At 61.3% G+C, this 25808-nt stretch carries 27 protein-coding genes; 17 read left to right on the forward strand and 10 right to left on the reverse strand.

The genetic code is table 11. The features are described from left to right. Positions 1-3 precede the first annotated feature (3 nt). From pabB to ACM64M_RS00085, 5 genes are all read left to right on the forward strand, one after another. On the forward strand, positions 4-1851 hold the full coding sequence (pabB, locus tag ACM64M_RS00065) for an aminodeoxychorismate synthase component I (protein WP_416226603.1): 1848 nt from the start codon (positions 4-6) through the stop codon (positions 1849-1851). A 51-nt stretch (positions 1852-1902) separates the two neighbouring features. Further along, entirely contained in the window at positions 1903-2649 is a 747-nt protein-coding gene (locus tag ACM64M_RS00070) for an RluA family pseudouridine synthase (protein ID WP_416227324.1), read from the forward strand. Continuing rightward, positions 2639-3055, forward strand: coding sequence for an alternative ribosome rescue aminoacyl-tRNA hydrolase ArfB (gene arfB, locus ACM64M_RS00075; protein WP_416226604.1), 417 nt, complete (start codon positions 2639-2641; stop codon positions 3053-3055). Before ACM64M_RS00070 ends, arfB begins: the two co-directional genes overlap by 11 nt. A gap of 139 nt (positions 3056-3194) precedes the next feature. Beyond that, complete coding sequence (gene rpmG / locus ACM64M_RS00080; protein ID WP_416226605.1) at positions 3195-3362, forward strand: 50S ribosomal protein L33; 168 nt, start codon at positions 3195-3197, stop codon at positions 3360-3362. 72 nt (positions 3363-3434) lie between these two features. After that, on the forward strand, positions 3435-4109 hold the full coding sequence (locus ACM64M_RS00085; RefSeq protein WP_416226606.1) for a LolA family protein: 675 nt from the start codon (positions 3435-3437) through the stop codon (positions 4107-4109). 228 nt (positions 4110-4337) lie between these two features. Here the strand turns inward: ACM64M_RS00085 and ACM64M_RS00090 are convergent, their stop codons facing one another. Then, entirely contained in the window at positions 4338-5801 is a 1464-nt protein-coding gene (locus tag ACM64M_RS00090) for an alkaline phosphatase (protein ID WP_416226607.1), read from the reverse strand. Positions 5802-5902: 101 nt separating this feature from the next. Here ACM64M_RS00090 and ACM64M_RS00095 point away from each other — a divergent pair, with 101 nt between their 5' ends. The 3 genes from ACM64M_RS00095 to ACM64M_RS00105 are packed head-to-tail and all read left to right on the forward strand — an operon-like array spanning position 5903 to position 8279. Further along, positions 5903-6691, forward strand: coding sequence for an exodeoxyribonuclease III (locus ACM64M_RS00095; RefSeq protein ID WP_416226608.1), 789 nt, complete (start codon positions 5903-5905; stop codon positions 6689-6691). Then, positions 6688-7767 (forward strand): GTP cyclohydrolase II, encoded by a 1080-nt coding sequence (gene ribA, locus ACM64M_RS00100; RefSeq protein WP_416226609.1) that lies wholly within the window; start codon positions 6688-6690, stop codon positions 7765-7767. Before ACM64M_RS00095 ends, ribA begins: the two co-directional genes overlap by 4 nt. Next, entirely contained in the window at positions 7764-8279 is a 516-nt protein-coding gene (locus tag ACM64M_RS00105) for a GNAT family N-acetyltransferase (protein WP_416226610.1), read from the forward strand. Before ribA ends, ACM64M_RS00105 begins: the two co-directional genes overlap by 4 nt. Before the next feature lie 4 nt (positions 8280-8283). On the opposite strand, the gene ACM64M_RS00110 is transcribed toward ACM64M_RS00105, so the two are convergent. Beyond that, the gene (locus ACM64M_RS00110) at positions 8284-9300 is read right to left on the reverse strand and encodes a right-handed parallel beta-helix repeat-containing protein (RefSeq protein ID WP_416226611.1); all 1017 of its coding nucleotides are present in this window, start codon (positions 9298-9300) and stop codon (positions 8284-8286) included. Between the two features lie 146 nt (positions 9301-9446). Here ACM64M_RS00110 and ACM64M_RS00115 point away from each other — a divergent pair, with 146 nt between their 5' ends. The 6 genes from ACM64M_RS00115 to ACM64M_RS00140 are packed head-to-tail and all read left to right on the forward strand — an operon-like array spanning position 9447 to position 14586. Continuing rightward, complete coding sequence (locus ACM64M_RS00115; RefSeq protein ID WP_416226612.1) at positions 9447-9752, forward strand: hypothetical protein; 306 nt, start codon at positions 9447-9449, stop codon at positions 9750-9752. 54 nt (positions 9753-9806) lie between these two features. Continuing rightward, positions 9807-10049, forward strand: coding sequence for a hypothetical protein (locus ACM64M_RS00120; protein ID WP_416226613.1), 243 nt, complete (start codon positions 9807-9809; stop codon positions 10047-10049). After that, complete coding sequence (locus ACM64M_RS00125; RefSeq protein ID WP_416226614.1) at positions 10046-11245, forward strand: acyl-CoA dehydrogenase family protein; 1200 nt, start codon at positions 10046-10048, stop codon at positions 11243-11245. The genes ACM64M_RS00120 and ACM64M_RS00125 overlap by 4 nt, the downstream gene beginning before the upstream one ends. A gap of 25 nt (positions 11246-11270) precedes the next feature. Next, positions 11271-12515: a CoA transferase gene (locus ACM64M_RS00130; protein WP_416226615.1), complete on the forward strand. Its 1245-nt coding sequence runs from the start codon at positions 11271-11273 to the stop codon at positions 12513-12515. Then, positions 12512-13738, forward strand: coding sequence for an acetyl-CoA C-acetyltransferase (locus tag ACM64M_RS00135; RefSeq protein WP_416226616.1), 1227 nt, complete (start codon positions 12512-12514; stop codon positions 13736-13738). The genes ACM64M_RS00130 and ACM64M_RS00135 overlap by 4 nt, the downstream gene beginning before the upstream one ends. Then, positions 13735-14586 carry an FAS1-like dehydratase domain-containing protein gene (locus ACM64M_RS00140; RefSeq protein WP_416226617.1) on the forward strand — a complete coding sequence of 284 codons (852 nt, stop codon included), beginning with the start codon at positions 13735-13737 and terminating at the stop codon, positions 14584-14586. Before ACM64M_RS00135 ends, ACM64M_RS00140 begins: the two co-directional genes overlap by 4 nt. Here the strand turns inward: ACM64M_RS00140 and ACM64M_RS00145 are convergent. The 3 genes from ACM64M_RS00145 to ppk2 are packed head-to-tail and all read right to left on the reverse strand — an operon-like array spanning position 14583 to position 16569. After that, positions 14583-14789, reverse strand: a complete 207-nt coding sequence (locus ACM64M_RS00145) for a toxin-antitoxin system HicB family antitoxin (RefSeq protein WP_416226618.1) — start codon at positions 14787-14789, stop codon at positions 14583-14585. The genes ACM64M_RS00140 and ACM64M_RS00145 overlap by 4 nt on opposite strands. A gap of 25 nt (positions 14790-14814) precedes the next feature. After that, on the reverse strand, positions 14815-15732 hold the full coding sequence (locus tag ACM64M_RS00150; protein WP_416226619.1) for an SPFH domain-containing protein: 918 nt from the start codon (positions 15730-15732) through the stop codon (positions 14815-14817). Positions 15733-15789: 57 nt separating this feature from the next. After that, positions 15790-16569, reverse strand: a complete 780-nt coding sequence (gene ppk2, locus ACM64M_RS00155; RefSeq protein ID WP_416226620.1) for a polyphosphate kinase 2 — start codon at positions 16567-16569, stop codon at positions 15790-15792. Positions 16570-16628: 59 nt separating this feature from the next. On the opposite strand from ppk2, the gene phhA reads away from it, so the two are divergent. Continuing rightward, on the forward strand, positions 16629-17561 hold the full coding sequence (gene phhA / locus ACM64M_RS00160; protein WP_416226621.1) for a phenylalanine 4-monooxygenase: 933 nt from the start codon (positions 16629-16631) through the stop codon (positions 17559-17561). On the opposite strand, the gene ACM64M_RS00165 is transcribed toward phhA, so the two are convergent. The 4 genes from ACM64M_RS00165 to ACM64M_RS00180 all read right to left on the reverse strand — a co-directional run bounded on the left by ACM64M_RS00165 (position 17558) and on the right by ACM64M_RS00180 (position 22848). Further along, a complete protein-coding gene (locus tag ACM64M_RS00165) occupies positions 17558-17827 on the reverse strand; it encodes a hypothetical protein (protein WP_416226622.1) in 270 nt (89 codons plus the stop codon). The two genes, phhA and ACM64M_RS00165, sit on opposite strands and share 4 nt — an antisense overlap. Positions 17828-17901: 74 nt before the next feature. Further along, positions 17902-18714 (reverse strand): undecaprenyl-diphosphate phosphatase, encoded by an 813-nt coding sequence (locus tag ACM64M_RS00170; protein ID WP_416226623.1) that lies wholly within the window; start codon positions 18712-18714, stop codon positions 17902-17904. A 90-nt stretch (positions 18715-18804) separates the two neighbouring features. After that, positions 18805-20985: a M13 family metallopeptidase gene (locus tag ACM64M_RS00175; protein ID WP_416226624.1), complete on the reverse strand. Its 2181-nt coding sequence runs from the start codon at positions 20983-20985 to the stop codon at positions 18805-18807. Between the two features lie 132 nt (positions 20986-21117). Beyond that, positions 21118-22848 carry an ABC transporter transmembrane domain-containing protein gene (locus ACM64M_RS00180; protein WP_416227325.1) on the reverse strand — a complete coding sequence of 577 codons (1731 nt, stop codon included), beginning with the start codon at positions 22846-22848 and terminating at the stop codon, positions 21118-21120. Between the two features lie 332 nt (positions 22849-23180). Here ACM64M_RS00180 and ACM64M_RS00185 point away from each other — a divergent pair, with 332 nt between their 5' ends. After that, positions 23181-24428, forward strand: a complete 1248-nt coding sequence (locus ACM64M_RS00185; RefSeq protein WP_416226625.1) for a polyhydroxyalkanoate depolymerase — start codon at positions 23181-23183, stop codon at positions 24426-24428. A gap of 49 nt (positions 24429-24477) precedes the next feature. Further along, the gene (locus ACM64M_RS00190; protein WP_416226626.1) at positions 24478-25074 is read left to right on the forward strand and encodes a hypothetical protein; all 597 of its coding nucleotides are present in this window, start codon (positions 24478-24480) and stop codon (positions 25072-25074) included. A 16-nt stretch (positions 25075-25090) separates the two neighbouring features. Here the strand turns inward: ACM64M_RS00190 and ACM64M_RS00195 are convergent, their stop codons facing one another. Next, positions 25091-25696, reverse strand: coding sequence for a DUF4126 domain-containing protein (locus ACM64M_RS00195; RefSeq protein ID WP_416227326.1), 606 nt, complete (start codon positions 25694-25696; stop codon positions 25091-25093). Positions 25697-25808: the final 112 nt, after the last annotated feature.

Here is a 25808-nt window from a genome sequence, read left to right on the forward strand (position 1 = left end):
GCCATGGGCCAGCCCGCATCTCCGCAGCCATCGCCAGCGCCATTTGTCTTGCTGGACGACGCGCGCAATGTGCTGCTGCAAACCCAGCGTGAGCGTGCGGTCGATGCGCTTTATTACGAATCTCCGAGCGAAATTTTCGTCGCTTATCGACCCGAAGACGTCACTGATGTGCTGATCGCAGCGGATGCAGCGCGGCGCGCGGGCGGCGAATTGGCGGGCTATATCGCCTATGAAGCTGGTCTGGCGCTGGAACCACGGCTGGCGGCGCTGGGCTCAAAAACCGGAGCGAATGGTCCGCTCATATGGCTTGGCCTGTTCGATCCGCCAAAGCGGATTGCAGCGGCAGATGTAGCGCAATGGCTGGCCGCACGCGCACAGGGCACAGCACGGCTCGGCCCGCTCGATGCGAAGGTGTCACCCGGCGGCTATTCTGCGGCGTTCGGGGCGCTGCACGAGGCTATCCTTGCAGGCGACATCTATCAGGCCAATCTCACCTATCCGCTCGCCGGGTCGTATCGCGGCGATGAGATCGCGCTTTATGCTGCGCTGCGCGGCGCGGCACACTCAGGCTATGGCGGGATGGTGTTTGACGGAACCCACTGGCTGCTCAGCTTTTCGCCCGAATTGTTCGCCGCGCTGGAAGGTGACCGCGTCAAGGTCAAACCGATGAAGGGCACGCGCCCGCGCAGCGACGATCCTGTCACTGATGCCGCGCTGGCAAACGAGCTGGCCGCATCGGTAAAGGACCGGGCCGAGAACCTGATGATCGTCGATCTGATGCGCAACGACCTCTCGCGCGTCGCGGTGCCGGGTAGTGTGCAGGTCGATACGCCGTTTTCGGTCGAAACCTATCCCACGGTGCACCAGATGGTCTCCAGCGTTCGCGCCACGCTTGCCCCTGGCAATGGTCCGGCCGAGTTGATCCGCGCGATCTTCCCCTGCGGTTCGATCACCGGCGCACCGAAAATCCGCGCGATGGAGTTGATCGAATCTGTAGAACGCGATGCGCGCGGGCCCTATTGCGGAGCGATTGGCCGGATTGGAGCAGACGGCAGCGCCGCCTTCAATGTGGCGATCCGCACCTTGCGGCTGACACCCATTGAAAACGGTCAAGGCAGCGCGGTGCTGGGGGTAGGTTCGGCGATCGTGGCGGATAGCGATGCGCTGTCAGAACGCCGCGAATGCGAGGTGAAGGCAGGCTTTGCCCGGCATTCCTCTGCCGAACACACGGCTGCGGGATTTGACCTGATCGAAACGATGGCATTTGATCCCGAAGTGGGCATCGGGATGCTCGAATTGCACCTTGCGCGGCTCAAGAACAGCGCCGCAGCGCTGGGCTTTGAATTTGATCGCCACGCCGCACGCAATCAGATCCACGCGCTGTGCTTTGATCTGGAACAGCCTGCAAAGGTCCGATTGCTGGTCGCCCGCAGCGGAGCGACCGCGTTGGAAGCGGGACCAATGCCCCCACTAATCAGCAGCCCGGTGGCTGCCGTGGCGCTGCCCAATCCGCTCGATCCGTCCGACTGGAGGCTTGCCCACAAGACGACTGATCGCGGGTTCTACGAAGACGCCCATGCCGCCGCGCGGCGAATGGGCGCGGATGAAGCGATCCTGGTGCGCAGCGATGGTCTGGTGACCGAGGGCAGCTTTACCAACATCTTTGTGGAGCGCGGGGGCAAGTTGCTGACCCCGCCCGCCGCGCTCGGCCTGCTGCCCGGAATCCTGCGCGAATATCTGATCGAAAAGGGCCAGGCGCGCGAAGCGGAACTGACGCTGGATGACCTCGCCGGCGGGTTTAAGCTGGGCAATGCAGTGCGCGGGCTGTTCCCAGCGCGGCTGCTGGGCTAGATACGCGCAACACGCAAGGCGCAGCGCCGTCCCATTACCGGAGCACATTTCATCGACATCCCTATCCTTTTCGAAGACGCCGAAGCGCTGGTTATCGACAAGCCTGCCGGGCTGCCGGTTGACCGGCCCAAGCGCGGCGGTCCGGCACTTTTCGACCATATCGAACAACTCAAGCTCGGGTTTCAGCGTCCACCCGTCGCAGTCCACCGGCTCGACACTGACACCAGCGGATGCCTGCTGCTGGCACGCAATCCCAAGGCGTTAAAACGGTTCAACAAGGCGTTTGAAGACCGGCTGGTGGGCAAAACCTATCTCGCGGTGATCGACTTTGAACCGCGGGAGCAATCCGGCACAATCGAATTGGCGCTGTCAAAGATCAGCTCCGCCGAAAAGGGCTGGCGGATGATCGCGGCGAAGAAAGGCAAGCCCGCTATATCGCAATGGGAATTGCTGGAAACCATCGGCGATGGCGACCGGAAGCGCTCGCTGATTCGCTTTCGTCCCAAGACCGGGCGCACCCATCAATTGCGAGTTCACGCGCTGCAGGGGCTGGGCGCGCCGCTGCTCGGCGATCCGATCTACGGCCCCGTGCACGGCCAGAACAAGGGCGCACCGCGCACCATGCTGCACGCCGAATCAATCACGGTTGAGCGCGAAGGCAAGATGCCGATCATTGCCTTTGCCCCATTCCCGGAGGATTTTCTGCGCGCCGGGTTGAGCCCACCGGAAATCCCTGCACCCCCTGAACCGCCCCGTTTGCCAGAGATAGGTCTGCCAGAGATGGGTAATGGACAATAGCCTGCTCGACCGCGCGCATGGGCTTGTCCGTGAGAGTTTCCTCGCAGGCTCGGGCCCCGGCGGGCAGAACGCCAACAAGGTGGCGACCGAGGTGCAACTGCGCGTCAATGTCGTTGCGCTCGGCCTGTCGCCTGAGGTTTTTGCAAGGCTGAAAGAACTCGCCGGGTCGAAACTGACCGGCAGCGGCGATCTGCTGATCACAGCGCGGGTGCACCGGACCCAGGATGCCAATCGCACCGCAGCCCGCGCCAAGCTCGATGAAATGCTCACCGCCGCGCATCAGCAGCCCAAAAAGCGCGCCAAGACCCGGCTGAACCGGGCCGGCAAGACCCAGCGGCTCAAGGCCAAAAAGGCGCGCGGCGATATCAAGTCCAAGCGCGGCAAGGTCAGCGGGGCGGATTGGTAGGCAGGGCGGCGAGTCTGCTTGACTTTTCCCCGTGAATCGGCAAATGCGCGCGCTCTTGTGGCGGTGCACCCCTGTTGTGGAGCGCGCCGCCCGTTGTATTTATGGCCCTTGGGCCACCACCCGATCTTAGGATAAAGTCATGGCGAAGCCCGCAACCGTCAAGATCAAGCTCGTCTCGACCGAGGGCACGGGCTTTTACTATGTGACCAAAAAGAACCCGCGCAACATCACCGAAAAGATGACGTTCCGCAAATACGACCCGGTCGCCCGGAAGCATGTCGAATTCAAGGAAGCCAAGATCAAGTAAGATCTGGGCCGCTGCGGCTTCTGGCTTTCTAATTCATCGACAGTTCAACGCTCAGGCTTTAGCGGAGCGAGAATGAACATCTTGACCCATATCCGGCGCTCCAGCCTGACCCTTGCTGCTGCGGGGACTCTGGCGCTTGGCCTTTCGTTCGGCGCTGCTGCGCCGCACTTTGTGCCTCAGGCTGCGGCCCAGACCAATGCCGCCGATCTTGACCGCGCGGTTGCAGCCCTGCGGGCGATTTCGACAATGCGGGCCGATTTCACGCAAACCGACCGCGCGGGCAACGCTGCACGCGGGGTGATGACGCTGAAACGGCCGGGCAAGATCCGCTTTGATTACGGACGCGATGCCGATCTGCTCGTCATATCTAACGGTCGTTCGCTCTATATGGTCGATTACGAGGTCAATCAGGTCGAACGCTGGCCGATTCGCAGTTCACCGCTCGGCGCGCTGCTCGATCCGGACCGCGACGTGCGCAAATATGGCACGCTGATCCCGACCGGCAGCCCCGACGTGCTCAGCATTGATGTGCGCGATCCGGACAAGCCCGAATTTGGGCGCATCAACCTCATCTTTGTGCGCAAGGCCGGAGCGCCGGGCGGATTGCAATTGACCCATTGGGTCGCTTTGGATGCGCAGAATCACCGCACCACCGTGCGTCTGACGAATCACAATTACGGTCTGGCAGTGCCGGAAAGCACATTTGAATTCCGCGATCCGCGCCGTTCGTCTCGTCGGCCCCGCTGAACGGTTCGGCCTGCCGCAGTTGTAGGTTTGCGACAAAACTAGGTCAGTGTTCATAGAAGTGAAAGCTGACCCAGTCTAATAATGGTCAACAAGGCGGTCGAAGGAAGGGTTTCCCCCCTGTTGCCCTTCCCCTCAAAAGCCCGCCTTGCATAAGCGTGACGAACGCTAATACCGAAACCCCTGTGCCATCGCCCCCGGCACAGGGGTTTTTTGTGTTTTGGAGCGATGTCAGTTCCAGCCAAACGCCCGGCGGATTATGTCGTAGATGATGTTTTGTTCGATCACACCGCGCGCCCTGTCCGCACCCGGGCCGTTGGCATAGAGCGCAACATCTTCTCCGCCGTGGGTTTCCGAGCCGAGCGGAACGGTCGCCTGCTGGCGCGCCTCAACGCCGGTTTCGGGAACCGGACGCTCGGCCTGACCCGCGATTGATCCGGGACCATTGGCATACCCCAAGGTTGTGTAGGGCTTGCCGTCACTGGCGCGCGTTACCTCAGCGACTTCGCTGCCGCCATCTTCGGGCGGAACAACCAGTCCCAGAATATCGTTGCCGCGCCGCGGATAGCCCGAGATTGTGAAGACGTGGCTATGGTCAGCGGTAACCATTATCAGCGTCTCTTCGGGGTCGGTGTTGTCGATCGCATATTGGATCGCGCGCGCAAACTCGACCGTTTCCTCCAGCGCGAGGCCTGCCTGTCCGCCATGATGCGCGTGGTCGATCCGCCCACCTTCAACCATCAGGTAGAAGCCATCCGAATCGCCCGACAGCCGGGTGATCGCTTGCGCGGTCATATCGGTCAGGGTCGGCTCGGTGGAGGTCTCCTCGCGCTGTGCCATATAAGTCATGTGGCTGGGCGAAAACAGGCCGAGAACCGGGGCATCCATGGGCGCGGCTGCGAGTTCGGTGGAGGTCGTGACATAGGTTCCGCCGGTGCGGGCCGCCCATGCGCCGGGAAGGTTGGCATCCGCTTCGTTCCTGCGGCCGCCCATTGTGCTGCCGAAAAACGCACCCAATCCGCCGCCCAGGGCAACATCCCAATCCGCCGAAACCAGCTGGCTGGCAATGTCATCGCAGCCAAGACCGCGCTGGTCTTCGGGAATGGCCGTGTCCGATTCCCAATTGCGATCCGCGGCACGCGCATAAACGCTGGCCGGGGTCGCATGGGTCAACCGCGCCGTCGATACAATGCCCAGCGCCAAGCCGCGCTGTTTCGCTTCCTCACCCAGCAGCGGCAATGGGTGGGCCAGCGCGTCTGCGCATGAACCGCGCCCCGCCGCTGCACCGATGCCGAGCACCCCGATATTGGTCTTTTCTCCCGAATGCATGGCAGTCGCGGTGCCTGCGCTATCAGGCACCTGCGCGTTGGTGTTGTAGGTCTTGACCAGCGCAACATGTTCAAAATTCTCAAACGGCAGGACATATTCTTCGCCGGTCATGCCCAGTTTCTGCCCGGCATAGATGCGCGCGGCGGTGATGGTGGAAATGCCCATCCCGTCGCCAATGAACAGGATCACGTTCTTGGCGCGCGGTGACTTTTGCACATCAGCCGGCATTTCAACCGCCCCTGCCTGTGCCAGCGGCACCGATTGCACGCCGCGCTCCTCTCCGTAATAATTCACCGTGGTCGAACACGCGCCAAGGGGCAGGGCGGCGCTGGCAAGCAGGCTGGCAAAAATGCGCTTGGTAATCATGGCGGGTCTCCCGATTGGTATGTTGCCCTGCGCTATCGCTTCTGAATGCGTCGGGAAAGTGAAAGGTGGAAAACTGTGCAGCATCGGCTTAGATCGCAGGCATGATCTCTGTCGCCACCTGGAATATCAATTCGGTCCGCTTGCGCCTGCCGATTGTCGAAAAATACCTAGCACATCACGCGCCCGACATTTTGTGCCTGCAGGAAATAAAGTGCGAGGAATCGAAATTCCCCGCCGAAGCTTTGGCGGCGATGGGCTACACGCATCAGGCGGTTTCCGGGCAAAAGGGATACCACGGCGTCGCCACCGTCAGCCGAGTGCCGATCCGCGAGGTCACGCGACACGACTGGCAAGCCAATGGCGAAGCGCGGCACGTCGGGGTCGAAGTCGTGGGCAAGGACATGTTTGTCGACAATGTCTATATTCCCGCAGGCGGCGATGAGCCCGACCGCGAGATCAACGCGAAATTCGGGCAGAAGCTCGATTTTCTGGAGCGGATGACCCGCTGGGCCGACGCGCTTGACGCGCCGACGCTCATTGTTGGCGATTTCAACATCGCTCCACTGGAATCCGATGTTTGGAACCACAAGCAATTGCTCAAGGTCGTCAGCCACACCCCGCTCGAAGTTGAAACTCTCAAGCGGTTTCAGGATGCGCATGGATGGCACGATATCGGGCGCGAGCATATCCGCGATCCAGAACGCTATTACAGCTGGTGGTCGTATCGCTCGCCCGACTGGCGCAAGAACGATCGCGGGCGGCGGCTGGATCATATGTGGGCGAGCGGACCTTTGGCAAAACAGGCGACGGCGCACCGAGTGCTTGAAGAAGCGCGCGACTGGGAAAAGCCCTCGGACCACGTCCCGCTGATCACCGAGTTTGATATTTGAACGGCTCGCCCCCGTCCGCATCCCCGGCGCGCCGCGCTGCACAGGCGGTGGACGCCTTGCGCCACGGCTGGCCGCTGGCGTTTGCGGACGGCCCCACATTGTTGCCGGTCGAAACCGCGATTGCGAGCGGGGCGAGTGCGCCGCACATGCTCATTTCATCGGCGCGCGCAGCGACGCTCAAACTGGCGAATCAGCGCGCGGCTGCAGTTCCGCACGCGCCGGTCCTGATACACGGTGCGGAGCCGTTCAACCTGCGCACTGCCGTACCGATTGCGGACCCGGCGCTCGATCTGGCCAACCCGCTGAAAGGGCCATTTCGCGCTGAACCGATCGCATGGGAAGATGCCGCCCACGCCGCCATGGAACTGGCGCGGATCGCTGGCATTCTTCCGGCCTTTCTGGTCAATCCTGAAACTGCGGGCGAAGCTCAACGGGTCTGCGCCAGCGACCTTGACGCTTACACCTCCGCCGGTGCGTTGCGCATTGTCACTCGCGCAAACCTTCCGGTGTCGGCTTATGAGGAGGCGCAGATCGTCGCTTTCCGCTCTCCCGACGACACGCGCGAGCATGTTGCGCTGATCATTGGCGAACAGACGGGTGACCGCCCGCCGCTTGTCAGGCTCCATTCCGAATGCCTCACCGGCGATATCCTGGGCAGCCTCAAATGCGATTGCGGACCGCAATTGTATGCGGCGTTGCGCGCGATGGCCGACCATGCCCGTGAGGATGGCGGGTGGGGCGCGCTCCTGTATCTGCGGCAGGAAGGGCGCGGGATTGGCCTCGTGAACAAGCTGCGCGCCTATCGCTTGCAGGACGAAGGGTTTGACACGATCGATGCCAATCAGCGGCTCGGCCTGCCTGATGAAGCGCGCGATTTCCCGGTCGCGGCACGGATGCTGGAGCTACTTGGCGCGACGAACATACGCCTGCTCACAAACAACCCAGCCAAGGTTGCGGCGCTCGAAGCGGCTGGGACCACGGTAAGTGAGCGCGTCGCGCATCAACTGCCCGACAATGCCCACAATGCGCGCTACCTCGCGACCAAGCGCGACCGGCATGGGCATTTGCTGACGTGACACTGACGATCCGCGCAGAGCAATTCGGAGACGAAACCCCGATCCACAACATGGTAACGCGCGCCTTTGCAGGACACCCGTATTCCGACGGCGATGAGCAGGACGTGATCGACCGCTTGCGTGCCGATGGCGATCTGCTGCTTTCGCTGGTGGCGGCTGACGATGCGAGCGGCGCGATCATCGGCCAAGTTACCTATTCGCCGGCGATCCTCGCCAATGGTGATGCCGGCTGGGTTGTGCTTGGCCCGGTAGCTGTTGAACCAGCGCATCAGAGCAAGGGCGTCGGCCGCGCCCTGATTGAGGCAGGTGAAGCGATAATGCGCGAGCGCGGAGCCAAGGGCATTACGGTGCTTGGCGATCCGCAAATTTATTCGCGCTTCGGCTTTGAAGCAGGCACGCGGATGTGGCTGGCCGGTGATCTCGGAGAGTTTTTTCAGGTCAAAAGCCTTGGTGCCCCGATCCCGGCGACCGAGCAAAGCTACGTTCGCGCTTTCGACCCGCCATCGCCTTGACGCATCAACGCCGCTCGTAATTGACGAGGCCGCTGGCGAGGCGGTTGCCTGCCATGTCCACCCGCGATCCGCTCCAGTCTGCGAGGAACACGCTGCGGCGCTGCAGGCCGGGGACGAAGCGGGCTTCGTTGTTGCGCACGCTCAACCCATCAGATGGGTGCAGGACGGTTTCCGCGCCCAAGGCGATAAAGGCTGAGTAGTTTTCCTTGTCGCGCCCCTGAATGAACCAATTGTCCGCAATGGTGCCGATGCTGCCTGCGGGCAGGTCGATCATGTAATTGGTGGCGCTGCCCGCCGCATCATCGAAACTGTTGCCTTCGATGACGACCTTGGCGCTGCGGGCTTTCACATAATGCCCCCCGCGCCCACGCTCAAACCGGCTTTCGCGCACGGTCAGATCGCCGTAATTGCCGATATAGATCGAATGCGCGCAGCCGGCAGAATTCTCGCAAGTGCCCAGCCCGCTGAAGGTTGATCGCATGATATAGATGCGGCCCTGCGGATCATCGCCCGTCAGAATGCCCTGCTGGCTGTCGCGGAATTGCGAATAGGCAATATTGAGCGCCCCGCGTTCGAGCCTGATCCCCGCGCCATTGCCATCAGGCACGGTGATGTTGGAAAAAGTGATGCCGCGCACCTCCGCGCCCAACCCGCGCAGCACCAGCGCCGCTTTGCCTTCGCAGGCCGTGCGGTCGAAGGTGACGCTGCCATATTCGCGCGCCGCGTAGATCACCACGCCCGCCGTCTGCACCGCGCATTGGCGATAAGTGCCCGGCGCAATTTCAATCGTGCCGCGCTGATCGCCAATGGCGTTCACCGCCGCTTGAAGCGAGCCAAAGCTGCGCCCGGTCTCGGCAATGGTGAAGGCCCCGCCGCCCTGTGCTGGCGCCTGTGCCTGCGCCGCCGTGAAGGGCACAATCACCAACCCCATCCCCAGGATCAAGACCATGAACACCCAATCGAGCGATCGGGCAAAGCGATGGGCCATCGAAGAGCGGGCGGGTGCGGAAAGTTGTGCCATAGGGATGTCATACTCCGATTCGCGCGGCGGTGATGCTGCCGTCTTGGCGCTGTGCCGTTTCGATGCAGCAATTCGCGCTTGGCTTAACCCGGCTCACCCCGCTACACCGCTGCGATCAAATCACGGGTTATTGAGGAGACGCCCCTATGAAGAAATTTGCCACCCTTGGCGTTCTGGGCAGCGCCGGATTGTTTCTCGCCGCTTGCGGCAGCAGCGATGATGCTTCGACCGAAGCGATGCCTGACACGGTCGAAATGCCCGCCGATGAAGCGCTTGAACCGATTGCGGAAGAACCGGTTGCCGATGACGAAGCGCTGGGCCCGCCGGTCGATCCAAGCGAGAATGCGCCTGATCCGGTGACCACCGAACAGGTTGCCGATGATGCCGCCGCTGTCGCTGCTGAAGCTGAAGCTGCTGCAGAGGCTGCCGAAGCGGCAATTCCGGTCGAATAGTCTATGAAAATCTGGCGGAAAGTGCCAACCGGCTTAGGCAAGCGGGCGCCGTCATTGGCAGCGTTGGTGTCAACGGCGCTGGCGCTTTCCGCCTGCGGTTCTGCCGGTAGCAGCGCGCCCGGTGCGGTAAGTGAAGGCGAAGCCCAAGCGCTTGAGGAGGCCGCCGAGATGCTCGATGAACGCCGCCTGCCCGAAGGCGCGTTACCCCCGGTCGGCGCGGTGCCTCCACCCGCCGCCCCAGAATCCCCATCGCAGGCCGCCAACCCGAACAGCCAAGAACAGGCAGACAGTGAATGAATATCCAGAGCGCGCAGCCCCATCCCGGCAATCCCGGTATGGACAGCGATACATTTGAACAATTTGCCGAACAGCTCACCCGCTATGTCCGCGAACGGCTGATCCCGGCAGAGGCAGAGGTGATCGCCAACGACGCTATCCCGCCAGAGATCATCGGGGAAATGCGCGAGATGGGCCTGTTCGGGCTGAGCGTACCCGAGGAATATGGCGGCGCGGGCCTCAACCTGACGCAATATGCGCGCGTCGTGAATATCATGGCCTATGCTGCGCCCGCCTATCGCTCGATCTTCTCGATCAATGTCGGCATGTTCGCCAGCGCATTGAAGAATGGCGCGACCGAAGCGCAGAAGGCCGAGTGGTATCCGAAAGTTGCAGAAGGCAAGATCGCCTGTTTCGGCCTGACCGAGCCGGGTTCGGGCAGCGACAGCGCGGCGATGGCAACCACTGCGACCCCCGATCCGGACGGCAACGGCTGGGTACTGAACGGCACCAAACGTTACATCACCAACGCCCCGCATGCCGAGGTCGCGTTGATTATGGCTCGCACCGAGAAAGAGGCTCTGCCCAAAAACGCGCATGTCAGCGCCTTTCTCGTGCCGATGAACACGCCGGGTGTGTCAACCGGTTCGCCTGACAAGAAAATGGGCCAATCGGGCAGCCATATCTCCGACATCATGCTCGACGATGTGCGCGTGCCCGGCGATGCGCTGCTTGGCGGGGAAACGGGCAAGGGATTCCGCTTTGCCATGCAGAGCCTCGACAATGGCCGCATTTCGGTGGGTGCGGCGGCCGCCGGATATGCCCGCCGCGCGCTTGATTCGGCGCTGCGCTATGCCAATGAACGCAAGGCGTTCGGCGAACCGATTGCCAATTTCCAGCTGATCCAGCAGATGCTCGCCGACAGCGAGATTGAAATCTACGCCGCAGAGGCGATGATGGCCGACGTGACTGCGCGCGCAGACCGGGGCGAGGATATTCTGATAAAGGCCGCCGCCTTCAAGGTGTTCTCTTCCGAAATGTGCGGGCGGGTGGTGGACCGGGTGGTGCAGGTTTACGGCGGCGCGGGCTATCTCGCTGAATATGATGCCGAACGGTTCTTCCGCGATGCGCGCATCTACCGCATTTACGAAGGCACGACGCAGATCCTTCAGCTTCAGATCGCCAAGCACATGCTCCGCGAATGGAGGGATTCTTGATTCACCCCAAAACGGGGAGGGTCTGATGTACAACCTTCTCAACGACCTCTCGATCATCGAAGTTTCCAGCTTCGTCGCCTCGCCCACGGCAGGGCTGTATTGCGCGCAGATGGGGGCGGAGGTGATCCGCGTCGATCACAAGGCGGGCGGGCTCGATTACGATCGGTATATGCTCACCCGCGAAGGGCGCTCGCTCAGCTGGGAAAACCTCAACCGCGCCAAGAAATCGGTCGCGCTCGACCTGCGTTCGCCCGAGGGCCGCGAATTGTGCGTCGAGCTTGCCGCGCGCACCGGGCAGATGATCACCAATCTCCCGGAGCAGAGCTTCCTGGCGCATGACGCGGTGAAAGCGGCACAACCAAAAGCCGCGCCCGACCTCACCTCGGTGCGGATCATGGGTTGGCACGACGGGCGGCAGGCGATGGATTTTACCGTCAACGCCGCCGCCGGCTATCCGCTGATGACCGGGCCGGAGGAGTGGGACATGCAAACTGCACCGCCGGTCAATCAGGTGCTACCGGCCTGGGATTTCATCACCGGAGCATACTGCGCCTTTGCCCTGCTCGCAGCATTGCGCCGCCGCGATGCTTCCGGAGAGGGCAGCGAAGTGCGCGTACCGCTGGGCGATGTGGCTATCGGCACGCTCGCCAATTCGGGCACCATGGCAGAAATGCTCTATCGCGGGGCCGACAGGCAGCGGCTGGGCAATGCGATCTGGGGGGCGTTCGGGCGCGATTTCAGGGCCAAGGACGGAGTGCGCTTCATGGTCGCCGCGCTGACGCCCAAGCAATGGGACGGGCTGGTCGAGGCGTTTGGCGTCGCGGTCCCAATCGGCCAGCTTGAAGCGCGCGTCGGGGTGAAATTCGTCGATGGCGACCGACCAAGATTTGAGCATCGTCATGCGCTGTTCGACATTTTTCAGAATGTCGCCAGCGGCCATGATTATAAAGCGCTGGCAGCGCGCATGGCAGCGCATGGCTGCACTTTTGAACGCTATCGCACCGCTTTTGAAGCCGCTAGCGATCCCGAATTGGTGACCGACAATCCGCTGTTCGGCCCCTCTCCCGCAAACCCTTCGGGTTTCGGCTATCCCGCCACACGCAGCTTTGCCAACCTGCCCGCACAGACCCCCGGTGATCCTGCGCCCGCACCCTATCTCGGCCAGCATTCCGAGGAGGTTCTGGCCGAGCGGCTTGGCCTGTCGAGCGGCGCGATTGGCAAATTGGTGGATGCCGGTACCGTGGCATTGAGTGATAAGGACCGGATATGACCAGACGCGCCGCAATTGTTTCGCCCCTGCGCACTCCGGTGGGCAAATTCCTCGGCGGGCTCGCCAGCATGAACGCCGGAGAGCTGGGCGCGATCATCCTGAAAGCGCTGGTGGAGCGCAGCGGGATCGACCCGGCGCGCGTGGATGACGTGGTGTTCAGCCAAGGATACGGTAATGCCGAAGCCCCCGCCATCGGCCATTGGAGCTGGCTGGCAGCAGGCTTGCCGCTTGAAGTGCCGGGCTATCAGCTTGACCGGCGCTGCGGTTCGGGCCTGCAAGCCGTGGCCAATGCGGCGATGATGGTGGAAACCGGAATGGCCGATGTCGTCGTTGCGGGCGGGTGCGAGAGCATGTCGAATGTCGAGCATTACACCACCGACCTGCGCAATGGCGTGCGGATGGGCGATATGACCCTGCACGACCGTCTGTCGCGCGGGCGGCTGATGAGCCAGCCGATTGAACGGTTCGGCGTAATCACCGGGATGATCGAGACAGCGGAAAACCTTGCCAAGGATTACGGCATCACGCGTGACGAGGCCGACGCATTTGCCGTTCGCTCACACCAAAACGCCGCGGCGGCATGGGAACAGCGCAAGTTCGACGCGCATCTGGTTCCGGTCGAAGTGCCGCAACGTCGCGGCGATCCGATCATGTTCGACCATGACGAAGGCTACCGCGCGGATGCCTCGATGGAGACGCTGGGGCAATTGCGCGCCATCGACCTGAAGCGCGATCCGGAAGCCATTGTCACCGCCGGGAACGCCAGCCAACAGAACGATGCGGCGGCAGCTTGCCTGGTTGTGGCGGAGGATAAGCTTGAGGAACTGGGCCTCACCCCGACGCTATGGTTCGGTGGCTGGGCGGCGGCGGGGTGCGATCCTGCGCGCATGGGGATCGGCCCGGTCCCGGCGGTGGAGCGGCTGTTCGCGCGGCGCGGTTATTCGTGGGACGATATCGGATTGGTTGAGCTCAACGAGGCCTTTGCGCCGCAAGTGCTCGCAGTGCTCAAGGGCTGGGGCTGGAGTGCGGACGATTCGCGCCGCGAGATCCTTAACGTCAACGGGTCGGGCATCAGCCTAGGCCACCCAATCGGGGCGACCGGTGGGCGTATCCTCGCCGATATGGCGGCCGAAATGGACCGGCGCGAGGTGCGCTTTGGCCTCGAAACGATGTGCATCGGCGGCGGTCAGGGCATCGCGGCGGTGTTTGAGAGAGCAGTGTGAGCGATTTCAGCGCGTGGACAGGGCGCGAACAACGCGCCAGCGATAGACTCGATGAGAGCCTGGCAAGGCGCTGGCTGGCGACGTTCGATCTGCCAATGCCCGATCCGGCGAATTTGCCTCAGGGCGTGCATTTCGCGCTTTGCAACCCCGACGCACCAACCGCAGCGCTGGGTGAGGACGGACATCCCGCACGCGAAGACTGCGCGGACAGCTTTCTGCCCCCCTTTCCCTTGCCGCGCCGAATGTGGGCGTCGAGCACGATCCGCTTTGCTGCACCCATTGCCATGGGCGCGGTGATCGAACGCACCAGCCGCATTGCCTCCATCAATGAAAAGCGCGGCGGCAGCGGCAAGCTGGCATTCGTGGATGTTGAGCATGAAACCCGCGCCAACGGAACGGTGGCGGTGGAGGAGACGCAGACGCTGGTTTACCGCGAAGCGGCTATGCCCGATGCGCCGCTAAGCCCATCCGAACCGGGCGAAGCCGCATTTGACGCAGCGGAATGGGACGCAGTGCACTCAATCACCCCCGACCCGCGCCTGTTGTTCCGCTATTCGGCGCTGACCTTCAACACCCACCGCATTCACTATGACGCGACCTATGCGTGCGATGTGGAGCGTTATCGCGGGCTTGTGGTGCATGGGCCACTGACCGCCAGCCTGTTGTTACAGCTGGCGGCGCGCGAATTGGGCGAGAACCGCTTACGGCATTTTGAGTTTCGCGGAGTATCTCCGGCGATCTGTAACGAGGTGCTGATCCTGGCTATTCGAAAGCATGATGACGGTTTCGACCTGGGTGCTTTTGCCGGTGACGGGCGGCAAATAACAAGCGCCAAAGCGGCAATCTAGCCTTCCTTTTTCGGCGGCCTTCCGCGCTTTGGCGGTCTTGCTCTTTCCACCCCGATCCCGCGAGCCGAGAGCGCCTCGCGCAGCAGCATTTCGATCTGGGCATTGGCAGAGCGCAGTTCCGCCCCCGCAAGCCGCTCGATCGCGGCGTGGACCGCCGGGTCGAGCCGCAGAGCGAAGGCTTTTTTCTGAGCGGGTGCAGCCATCGCTGCCTCCTCGAATATCACTATATTACTGGTAGAGCGTGCCAGCGTTGACCACTGGCTGCGCGTCGCGGTCACCGCACAGGACCACCATCAGGTTGGATACCATAGCGGCCTTGCGTTCGTCATCGAGTTCAACAATGCCGTCACTCGACAGTTTCTCGAGTGCGTCTTCGACCATGCTGACGGCACCAATCACCACTTTTTTGCGCGCCGCAATCACCGCGTCGGCTTGTTGGCGGCGGAGCATCGCGCCGGCGATTTCGGGCGCATAGGCAAGGTGGGTCAGTCCGGCTTCGTCGACATGAATCCCAGCAACAGCCAACCGGTCGTTGAGTTCCTCACGCAGTTCATGATTGACCACATCGGCGCTGCCGCGCAGCGTCGTCTCATCTTCATCCGACATATCATCATAAGGGTGTCGCGCGCCGACTGTGCGCAGGCCAGCTTCAATCTGGATGTTTACGAATTCCTTGTAATCGTCGACATCGAAAACGGCCTGAGCGGTATCGGCGACTCGCCATACAACGTTGCAAGCGATCTCTATGGGGTTGCCGCGAAGGTCGTTGATCTTGACCTTTTCCGAATGGATGTTGTGCGCGCGCGCACTTACTTTCTGCTTGGCAATCCACGGCCAAGTCCAATGCAACCCATCCCTTCGCACCGTTCCGCGATATTCACCGAATAGCGTAAGGACCATCGCCTGGTTTGGTTGAATCATGAAGAAACCGATGGCGATGAATACCAGCGCCAATATGCTGAAAACAAGCTGGCCGACAAACAGCAGTTTAGACGCCTTGCCCGCCTCTCCGCCGGGTAGAGCGTTGGTCACCAGGAGGACCTCAAACACTATGATCGCGGCGAGCACAGCCAACATCAGGTAGCCGTTGAACGCCGAGCCAGGGCACTCGCGGCTAGGGTTTGCGAAGGCAACATTGTCAGACATGGCGAATCTCCATCGATATAATTATGATATCATATTTATATTAAATCAGGAGCTCCGTCAATCTGCTATCGGATAATCCGCAACCGGCTTCATTACCGCATAGCTTTCTGCCTTTGGTTCGCGGCCCAATTCGGGAAATTCAATCGCGGCTGGTTCGACATATGTGTCGGGCAGCCGGTCAAGCAGGTCGCGGATGAGCGTCAACCGCCCGCGCTTCTGATCGTTGAAATCCACCAGTGTCCACGGTGCATGCTTGGTATGTGTCGCTTTCAGCATGGCTTCGCGCGCCTTGGTATAGTCATCGTATTTCTCGCGCGCGGCAAGGTCGATGGGTGAGAGTTTCCAGCGCTTCAGAGGATCTTCGAGGCGCTCTTTCAGCCGCTCTTCCTGATTGCCCTGATCGGTAGTCAGCCAATATTTGAACAGCAAAATGCCGTCATCGGTCAGCAATTTTTCAAACACCGGCACAGATTTGAGAAACGCCTCCACCTGCGCATCATCGGCATAGCCCATGACTTTTTCGACCCCGGCGCGGTTATACCAGCTGCGGTCGAACAGCACGATTTCACCCGCATGCGGAAGATGCGCGATATAGCGCTGAAAATACCATTGGGTCTGCTCGTCCTCGCTTGGTTTGGAAAGGGCGACTGTGCGGCATTGGCGCGGGTTGAGCTGATCGCGCACCGCTCTGATCGCGCCGCCCTTGCCCGCCGTATCGCGCCCTTCGAACAACACCACGATCCGCGCGCCGCTCGCCTTGGCCCAGCGCGCCATGCCGACCAGTTCCTCGGTCATCGGCTCCAATGCCTCGCGGTAATCCTTACCCTTAAGCCCCATCGGTCCATCCTTTATTTTTGTTTTTGCTTCGCAGGGATGGTAGTCTGCAAAGCATAGCCATGGCCACACTTGCTGATACTGATTTTACCGCCCTGCCGCAGCTTCCGGCGGAGGTTTTCACTGCGCCGCTGGCCAAGCCGCCGCATCTGGGCGAGGATTGGCTGGAACCGGCGCAGACCGAATATTCATCGGAAGATCACAGTGTCTGGAACGATCTGTTCGCGCGCCAGATGGAGGTGTTGCCCGGCCGCGCATGCAGCGCTTTCATGGCCGGGCTGGAAAAGCTTGACCTGTCGCGCGGAGGCATCCCCGAATTCGGCGCGCTGTCGGAGGAGCTGGGAAAGCTGACCGGGTGGAGCGTGGTGCCGGTGCCCATGCTGATCCCCGATCACGTGTTTTTCTGGCATCTGGCCAATCGCCGGTTCCCCGCGGGCAATTTCATCCGCACACGCGAAACATTCGACTATATTCAGGAACCGGACGTGTTCCACGACGTGTTCGGCCATGTCCCGATGCTGACCGACCCGGTCTATGCCGATTACATGCAGGAATATGGCCGCGCCGGGTGGAAGGCGATGCGGTATAACCGGCTAAAGGCCTTGGGCGCGCTCTATTGGTACACCGTCGAATTTGGCCTGATTGAAGAGGACGCAGGCATTCGGGCCTATGGCGCTGGAATCCTGTCAGGCCCGACCGAGGCGCGCTTTGCGGTTGAGGCGCGCAGCCCCAACCGCATTATGCTCAATGTCGACCGGGTGATGCGCACCGATTACGTGATCAGCGATTTGCAACCGACCTATTTCGTAATCGAAAGCTTTGAAGACCTCTATCGCCAGACGGTCGAGCGCGATTTTGACCGGCTGTATCGCAGCCTCGCGCCGAATTTCACCTATGCCAATTCGGCGATTATCGATGTCGACAATGTGGTCGATCGCGGGACGCAGGAATATCATCTGCGCGGTGGGCGCGGCAGCGGAGCAGCGGCGGTCTAAACTTCGGTCCGGCGGCGCATGATTGCGTGATAGCCAGCCAACACAGCCGCCGACGCTGCAATTGCCGCCAACAACGCGAACAGCGACAATCCGCCGAGCACCGTTCCCGAATTGACCATCAGCCCGGCCAGCAGGCTCGCGGCGAGACCCGCACCCATCTGCCGCAGAATTTCACCGGACGCCTCGTCACGCGCCAGGATGGATGCAAACCACCCCGCGCTAAGCCCGATTACGATCAGCAACAGCAATGCCATTTTCCGCATCATCCCAAATATAGCCGACTGCAGCCGGTTCGCTTTTTCAACCCGCATTGGCGTGCATGGTTCCGTGATTGACCGTGCTATCTCGACATCAGCCACGCGATTGCCGCAGCGCCAATCACAATCCGATACCACGCAAAGGGGGCAAATCCGAACCGGCTGACATAGGTGACAAAGGCGCGGATCACCGCCAGCGCAGTCAGGAAAGCAACGATGAATCCGATCGCTATCTCGTCCCAGCCAATCAGCCCGCCGCCTGAGAGCAATTTTTCCGGCTCTGACGCAATCTTGACCGTTGCCGCGCCCAGCATGGTTGGCACCGCCAGAAAAAAGCTGAATTCGGCCGCCGTCTTGCGCCCCACGCCCATCGCCAGCGCGCCCAGAATTGTCGCGCCCGAACGGCTGGTGCCGGGGATCATCGCCAGACATTGAATGAACCCTATGCCGATCACCTTGGCGAGCGGGATATCGGCAACCCCGGTGTCCGCACCGGGGCGCACGGTTTTTTCCAGTCCGATCATCGCCACCCCGCCAACCAACAATGCCCAGGCCACCACAAACGGGCTTTCCAGCATGACGTCGATCTGATCCTTGACCGAAATCCCGATCACTGCCGCGGGCATGAACGCGACCAGCAGATTGCGAACAAACAGCACCGAGGTCCGCTCCCAAGTGAGCAGTCCCATTGCCATCCCCCACAAATAGCGGAAATATGCCACCACAACCGCCAGCACCGCGCCAAGCTGGATCACGATGTTAAACTGTGCCCATTGCGCGGAATTATAGCCGAACAATTCGCTGGCCAGGATCAGGTGTCCGGTCGACGATACCGGCAGAAATTCGGTCAACCCTTCAAGGATTCCGAGCAGAATTGCGACGACAGTTTCATTCATGGGAAAGCGCTTCGGCGAGGGCGGCGGGCCTGTCAAACCAAAAAGGCCCGCCCCGATCGATCAAGGCGGGCCTGTCATTGGCGGCTTACTCTACCAGATACGCACGCGCTCCTCTGGCGGCAGATACAGCGCATCGCCTTCGGTCACGCCAAACGCTTCGTACCACGCATCGAGATGCCGGACCGCATTGTTCAGGCGGAACTCGCCCGGCGGGTGGTTCGCGGTCATCACTCGGTTGCGCAGGCTCGCTTCGCGTTCCATGCCGCGCCAGATCTGCGCAAAGCCGAGGAAGAACCGCTGATCGCCGGTCAGACCATCAATGACGGGGGCCTCCTCGCCATTGAGCGACATCCGGTACGCGCGGTAAGCCATTTGCAGGCCCACCACATCACCCAGAGTTTCCCCCATCGACTGGCCGCCGCGCAGGCAAACAGGACCTTCGGGGCTGTCCACCGGACAATAGGATTCGATGAACCCAGCCATCCGTTCGGTAAATTCGACGAACCCGGCGCGGTCCTTATCCTGCCACCAATTGCGCAAGGTGCCACTGGCGTCGAATTGCGAGCCTTGATCGTCATAGCCATGGCCGATTTCATGACCGATGACCGCGCCAATGCCGCCATAATTGACCGCCGGATCGGCGTCTGCATTAAAGAACGGCGGCTGCAGGATCGCAGCGGGGAACACGATGCGGTTTGTGAGCGGCGAATAATAGGCGTTCACCGTCTGCGGGAACATGCCCCATTCCTCCGGATCAACCTCTGTACCGAGCCGTGAACGGGCGTCGGCATCTTCCCAGCGCACGGTTGCCATCCGGTTTGCCAGCGGATCATTGGCGGTAATCTCCAGCCCGTCATAGCTTTTGAACTCGCCCGGATAGCCGATCATCGGGACAAAACCGTTCAGCTTGGCGCGCGCCTGGTCGATGGTTTCGGGCGTCATCCACTGGTTCTTGTCCAGGGCCTCATTCATCGACCTTGTGAGGTTGGCGACCAACGCATCCATCTGCGCCTTGCTGGTCTGCGGGAAATATTGATCGACATACAGCGCGCCAAGCTGTTCGCCGAGCGATCCTTCAACCGCATCGATGGCGCGTTTCCAGCGGTCCTGCTGCGCTTCTTGCCCGCCAATGGTCTGGCCGTAGAACGCGAAATTCGCGGCATCGAGTTCGCTCGAAAGGACGGCTGCGTTCGAAGACAAGAACCGCGCTGCCATATAGGCCTTGATCGTGGCGAGCGGGGTGTTGGCCATCAACTCCATCATTGCGGGCAATCCGCCGCCGATCATGCTGATCTGTTCCGCGGTCAGTCCGGCTTCGGTGATCTCTTCGGGCGTGGGCGGGATCTGATCGACCAAGAAGCGCGGCTGACCATCAAGCTGCGCCGAGGCAAGCAGCGTTTCGATGGGGAAATCGCCCGCAATCGCGGTCAGCTCCGCCGGGGAAAGCTCGTTATAGGTTAGCGTCGGCTTGCGGAAAATCTGCCGTGCCCAATCGACCTCGGCAGACTGCTTTTCAAAGGCATAGACCGCCTCTGCCGCGGCAATCGGATCGGTGTAGCCCGCCGCTCCCAGCAGCACAGCGAGATATTCCTTATACTTCGCGCGGATTTCCAGATTGCTTTCGGAATCGACCAGATAATAATCGCGGTCGGGCAGGCCCATGCCGTCAAACCCGACTTCGACCACATATTGCGTGGGGTTGCGGGCGTCGATGGTCACCCCGGCTCTGACCGGAGCGGGATAGCCGGGGGTGCCAAACAATCGCGCCAGCGCCGAAAGATCGGATGCGCCGAAAATTTCGGCAAGGTATGGCTGAGCAGGGGCAAGTCCGCTCGCGTCAATCGCCTCGACATCCATATAGGCGTTGTAGGCATCGACGATACGCCGCGCCTGCGTGCCAGGGGCGGGATTGGATGCAACCAAAGTTTCGACCAGACTGCGCACGTCGCGGGTCGCCCCTTCGCGCAACATATCAAACGCGCCAAACCGCTGACGGTCGGCGGGAATTTCGTTGGCCGCGATCCACTTGCCATTGACATAGGCGTTGAAATCATTGCCCGGGTCGACGCCCTGATCGATGGTGGCGAGCCCGACGCCCCAAGTGCCGAAATCCATGCTCGGCGTGGCCGCGGGCTCGCCGCCCGTCTCACTTTCCGTTTCGAGCGGTTGGATTTCGGCAGCAACGACACCCGATTGGTCTTCGGCCATGGCTGTGCTGGTGAAGGCCAGCGCGGCGGTGCCTGCGAGCAGGAGATTGGTGATGCGGATCATAAATGCGTGTCCCCGATATGTGGTTCTGGAAATCCAGACTGATGCTGGTTTAGCGAGCGTTCCGGATCAAGGGTGTCGCTCGTCGCTCAAACGCGCGCTTTGGTCGAAAAGAAGCGCTTTAGTGCCCTGTCCCTAGGCGGCTTCGTTCGCAGTGAATTGCAGCGACGCCAGCCGTGCATACAGCCCGCCTGCCGCGCTGAGTTCGGTATGGGTGCCCTGTTCGGCGATGGCGCCGCCATCAAGCACGATGATCCGGTCCGCCGCGCGCACCGTGGCCAACCGGTGGGCAATCACCAGCGTGGTGCGGTCCTGCATCAGCACGTCGAGTGCCTGTTGCACCAATTGTTCGCTTTCCGCATCCAGCGCGCTGGTCGCCTCGTCCAGCAACAGGATCGGAGCATCACGCAGCAGCGCGCGGGCGATGGCAATGCGCTGTTGCTGACCACCCGACAATTGCGTACCCCCTTCGCCCAAATAGGTGTCGAGCCCGCTAGGCAGGTCACGCAGAAAACTCTCGGCATTGGCGGCGCGCGCCGCCGCCCAGATTTCATCGTCGCTCGCATCCCATTTGCCATAGCGCAGATTGTCGCGGGCATTGGCGCTGAACAGCACTCCGTCCTGCGGCACCAGTGCCAATCGCGCGCGAATGTCCGCCGGATCAGCTTTGGTCAGCGGCACTCCGTCGAGCCGGATCGTGCCGACCTGCGGGTCGTAAAACCGCTCCACCAGTTGAAACAGCGTCGACTTGCCTGCGCCCGATGGGCCAACGATAGCCACCGTCTCGCCCGGTTCGATCTCTAGACTGAAGTCCCTGAGCGCCGGAGTTTCGGGCCGCGCGGGATAACGGAACGTGACATTGCGGAACGACAGACTGCCGCGGGCCGGTTCTGGCAGGCGCTCGGGGCGGGCGGGTGGCGCAATCGCCGGCTTCGCTTCCAGCAATTCAGCCAGTCGGCTGGCCGCACCCGCACCGCGCAGCAGATCGCCATACACTTCGGTCAAGGACCCCATTGCGCCAGCGACCAATCCGCCGGTGAGCACAAACGCGGCAATCGTCCCTCCGCTGATCGTCCCTTCCGACACGGCCAGCGCGCCGCGCCACATCACAAGGGTAATGCCGCCGAAAATCAGCAGGATCACGATGGAGGTCATCGCCGCGCGCAGGATAATGCGTTTGCGCGCGGTTTCAAAGGTGCGTTCCACGACGTCGCCAAACCGGCCTGCTTCGCGCGATTCCTGTCCAAAGCTCTGAACGATCTTCATCGCTGAAAGCACTTCGGTGACATAGGCACCGACATCGGCGACCCGGTCTTGACTCGACCGCGATATGGCGCGGATTTTGCGCCCAAAGAATACGATGGGCAGGATCACCAGCGGAATACCGATCAGCAGGCCCAGCGTCAGCGTCGGCGCGAGATAGAGCAACAGCGCAATGCCCCCGATCCCTGTCAGCGTGTTGCGCAAGGCCACCGAAACCGTGGTGCCGACCACCGTTTCGATAATCGCGGTATCCGAAGTCATCCGGCTGGAGATTTCCTTGGGGCTGTTTTCCTCATAGAAGCCGGGCGATAGGCGAAGCAGGTTCTCCTGCACTTTAAGGCGAATGTCGGCGACCACCCGTTCACCGATCCAGCTCACGAAATAAAACCTTGCCGCCGTCCCGATGCCCAGCACCAGCACGATCATCAGCAGATACTGGAACGCATGGCCGATCTCTTCCGCGCCAGCCGTGCCGCCAAAGGCATCGTCGATTATCACCTTGAAGCGCCAAGGAATTGCCAGCGTCGCTCCGGCAGTAATCATCAGCGACAGCAGCGCAAACCCGATTTGCGAAGGATATTTGCCGGCCTCGCGGTAAACCATCGTCAGCGGGGCGAGCGAGCGCGGTCGTTTCGCTGCCAGTGCCGGATCGGCACCGCCTGCGCCCTCGTCATCAGCTATGCTTGTATCGATCCCCGCATCGATTTCGTCCGCTGCAGCGCCGACTTCATTGGTTTGTCCGTCCATATCGGGCTTCATCTAGCTATCGCAGGCGCAAATATCACGTCTAAAAAGCACCGGGATGCGCCTCTATCGGCGGCGGAACCACAGTGGACAGTTAATTGTGCATTGCACAATGGGGCGTAAAGCGCCATTTAACCTCCAAACATTACGCCGCGTGAGGGGGTCGCGCGCCAAACCGGACGGGCAAAACCATGCTTTACCACGCCTATGAAATACAGCGCAGCTGGATGAACAGCGTCAGCTCCTGGGCTTCGATCAGTTCTTCTATGCTTACCAATCCTGCCAACCCATTCGGCAAGATGGGCATGATGCCAATGGCTGCCAACGCGCTTGACGTGTTTGCGCATGCCACCGCCAATTATGGCAAGCCTGAGTTCGGCATCACCGAAATCGAATCCGGCGGCAAACTCTTCCCCGTGATCGAAGCGACCGTGGTCAACCGCCCGTTTGGCGATCTCAAACGCTTCCGGCTTGACGGGGTGGATACAGGCGAAACGGCAAACCGTCCCAAAATGCTGATCGTTGCCCCGATGAGCGGCCATTACGCCACGCTGCTGCGCGGCACGGTCGAACGGATGTTGGAGACATACGAGGTCTATATCACCGATTGGGCCGACGCTGCGATGGTGCCGCTGAGCGAGGGCGATTTCGACCTTGATACCTATATCGACTATCTGATCGAGTTTCTGGAATATATCGAAGCCGTGGAGCCGGGCCGGCGTCCGCATATGCTCGCGGTGTGCCAGCCTTCGGTCCCTGCGTTTGCTGCGACCGCGCTGCTCAATCAGCACAAATCGCCCGCGACACCGCTGACGCTGACGATGATGGGCGGGCCAATCGACACGCGCGAAAGCCCCACTACGGTCAACAATCACGCCATGAACCGCCCGATCGAATGGTTCCGCCAAAGCGTGATTGCCACCGTCCCGGCAAATTATCGCGGTGCGGGACGGCGGGTCTATCCCGGCTTCATGCAGCTTTCCGCGTTCATGAGCATGAACCTGCAAAGCCACATGATGAGCCATTACGAGATGTTCAAACATCTGACCGCAGGCGACGATGCCAGCGCACAGGCGACCAAGGATTTCTACGACGAATATCGCAGCGTGTGCGACATGACCGCCGAATTTTACCTCCAGACGGTAGAGGAAGTGTTCCAGAAACACTCGATCCCCAATGGCACGTTTGAACATAAGGGCGAAGTGGTCGACCTCACCCAGCTCACCGACACCGCCCTGCTCGCGATCGAAGGCGAGCGCGACGATATTTCAGGGCTGGGCCAGACGCGCGCCGCGCTGAAACTGGCGACTGGGCTGTCAGAGGACAAGAAGCGCTATTACATGGCCGAGGGCGCCGGGCATTACGGCATCTTCAACGGCAGCCGCTGGCGCACCAAGGTTGCCCCGGTGGTCGAGGAGTTTATATCTCAGCACAGTTAGTTCGCCGGGATGCTTCCTCGATGAGAATTGGTTTTCGAGTTTCTTCGGAATGATGGAAGTTCCAGCGGCAGCGCTATTGGCGTTTGCAGCCACTCCAGCGGGCGATGCCGTGGCAAACTGCGAAGCCCATTTCTTTCCGACCGATCAGGTGCAGGGCTTCACCAGCCTCGGCGACTATGGGTTGATCAGTGACTTGCTCTCTGGCGGTCCCGTTCCTGCAGAAGAAATGCTCGCCCAAATCAAGGCTGACACCCAATTCGAGGTCGCGACCGGATTGATAGAGCGCAGCGGGCGCCTTCCCGGGTTTCGGTTTATCGAGCACTATGAAGCTGTCGAATTCGAGCGCACATCTGCGCGGGCGGGTCGCCTGACTGCCTCGCTTGAGCCATGCTACGTCGAAATTGTAGTCAACTACATCTCGTTCTCAGACAGCGCGATTTCAAAGAAGAAAGTCGGTGTTCACTTTGTAACGCGAGACTTTCGCGAGCGACCCGAAAATCCTGTGATCAGAAGGCTCGGCGGCGCGGCCCTGCTCGCGCCCCACGTCGAATTGCCCGCAGAACCGGGGTCAGCGCCGAGGATCGATTTTGTGGGCGCATACACCGAAGCCTTCGATGCTGCCATCGAACGCTTCTGGAGACGCTGACCACTGTATAGCAAGCCTAAGGCGCATGGTTGTTTCGCGCGTTTCGAAAAAACACCCGCTTGATGATCCGCTGCGCCAACCACATCAACGCCAACACAATCACCAGCAGCGCCGCCGCAATCCCTGCGGCAATCGTGGGATATTCGTAAGCCGCCCATAGCAGCCCAACCGTCGCCACATCCTCCGCGCTCGATATCAGCGCGTTGCTGAACGGTTCTGGCGACGTGTTGACCACTGCGCGTGCCGATGCCTTTCCGCCATGCGCAAGCAGGCTCGCGCCGCCGCCCAGCAGGAACGCGATCACCTGCATCGCGGGGTCCGACGGATCAACGATGGCGAGCGCCAGCAGCGCGCCGCCGACCGGGCGCACCAGAGTGTGCACCGTGTCCCACAGCGAATCGAGCCACATTACCTTGTCGGCAAAAAACTCCGCCAGCGCGCCCAGCGCGGCGATTCCCATCACCCACGGATTTTCGAGCACGCCAAGGCTGGCGAGATGCTCCGGCACCGGCAGCGCATCCAAACGCATCGCCAGGCCGGTGGCAAAGATGCACAGGTACAGCCGCCAGCCTGAAAGCAGGCTGACGCTGCCCGCGATCCCGATGATTTCCATGATGGGCATTTGTTTCGCCTCAAACGCCGGCAGATGCATCCGCATCTTTGGCTTTCCTCGCACATGCTCGGGCGGGCGGTCGCCCTTGCGGCCTTCGCAAGCGAAGTCCGAAACGCAAAAC

It is taken from the genome of Qipengyuania sp. ASV99 (assembly GCF_047872805.1).
In the GTDB taxonomy this organism is placed as follows: Bacteria; Pseudomonadota; Alphaproteobacteria; order Sphingomonadales; family Sphingomonadaceae; genus Erythrobacter.

Bases quoted from the DNA above. Each gene is read 5' to 3' on its own strand.
- pabB (WP_416226603.1), top strand. From the start codon at position 4: ATGGGCCAGCCCGCATCTCCGCAGCCATCGCCAGCGCCATTTGTCTTG.
- arfB (WP_416226604.1), top strand. From the start codon at position 2,639: ATGGACAATAGCCTGCTCGACCGCGCGCATGGGCTTGTCCGTGAGAGT.
- rpmG (WP_416226605.1), top strand. From the start codon at position 3,195: ATGGCGAAGCCCGCAACCGTCAAGATCAAGCTCGTCTCGACCGAGGGC.
- ACM64M_RS00085 (WP_416226606.1), top strand. From the start codon at position 3,435: ATGAACATCTTGACCCATATCCGGCGCTCCAGCCTGACCCTTGCTGCT.
- ACM64M_RS00090 (WP_416226607.1), bottom strand. From the start codon at position 5,801: ATGATTACCAAGCGCATTTTTGCCAGCCTGCTTGCCAGCGCCGCCCTG.
- ACM64M_RS00095 (WP_416226608.1), top strand. From the start codon at position 5,903: ATGATCTCTGTCGCCACCTGGAATATCAATTCGGTCCGCTTGCGCCTG.
- ACM64M_RS00110 (WP_416226611.1), bottom strand. From the start codon at position 9,300: ATGGCACAACTTTCCGCACCCGCCCGCTCTTCGATGGCCCATCGCTTT.
- ACM64M_RS00115 (WP_416226612.1), top strand. From the start codon at position 9,447: ATGAAGAAATTTGCCACCCTTGGCGTTCTGGGCAGCGCCGGATTGTTT.
- ACM64M_RS00125 (WP_416226614.1), top strand. From the start codon at position 10,046: ATGAATATCCAGAGCGCGCAGCCCCATCCCGGCAATCCCGGTATGGAC.
- ACM64M_RS00130 (WP_416226615.1), top strand. From the start codon at position 11,271: ATGTACAACCTTCTCAACGACCTCTCGATCATCGAAGTTTCCAGCTTC.
- ACM64M_RS00135 (WP_416226616.1), top strand. From the start codon at position 12,512: ATGACCAGACGCGCCGCAATTGTTTCGCCCCTGCGCACTCCGGTGGGC.
- ACM64M_RS00145 (WP_416226618.1), bottom strand. From the start codon at position 14,789: ATGGCTGCACCCGCTCAGAAAAAAGCCTTCGCTCTGCGGCTCGACCCG.
- ACM64M_RS00150 (WP_416226619.1), bottom strand. From the start codon at position 15,732: ATGTCTGACAATGTTGCCTTCGCAAACCCTAGCCGCGAGTGCCCTGGC.
- ppk2 (WP_416226620.1), bottom strand. From the start codon at position 16,569: ATGGGGCTTAAGGGTAAGGATTACCGCGAGGCATTGGAGCCGATGACC.
- phhA (WP_416226621.1), top strand. From the start codon at position 16,629: ATGGCCACACTTGCTGATACTGATTTTACCGCCCTGCCGCAGCTTCCG.
- ACM64M_RS00165 (WP_416226622.1), bottom strand. From the start codon at position 17,827: ATGATGCGGAAAATGGCATTGCTGTTGCTGATCGTAATCGGGCTTAGC.
- ACM64M_RS00170 (WP_416226623.1), bottom strand. From the start codon at position 18,714: ATGAATGAAACTGTCGTCGCAATTCTGCTCGGAATCCTTGAAGGGTTG.
- ACM64M_RS00175 (WP_416226624.1), bottom strand. From the start codon at position 20,985: ATGATCCGCATCACCAATCTCCTGCTCGCAGGCACCGCCGCGCTGGCC.
- ACM64M_RS00180 (WP_416227325.1), bottom strand. From the start codon at position 22,848: ATGGTTTACCGCGAGGCCGGCAAATATCCTTCGCAAATCGGGTTTGCG.
- ACM64M_RS00185 (WP_416226625.1), top strand. From the start codon at position 23,181: ATGCTTTACCACGCCTATGAAATACAGCGCAGCTGGATGAACAGCGTC.
- ACM64M_RS00190 (WP_416226626.1), top strand. From the start codon at position 24,478: ATGATGGAAGTTCCAGCGGCAGCGCTATTGGCGTTTGCAGCCACTCCA.
- ACM64M_RS00195 (WP_416227326.1), bottom strand. From the start codon at position 25,696: ATGCCCATCATGGAAATCATCGGGATCGCGGGCAGCGTCAGCCTGCTT.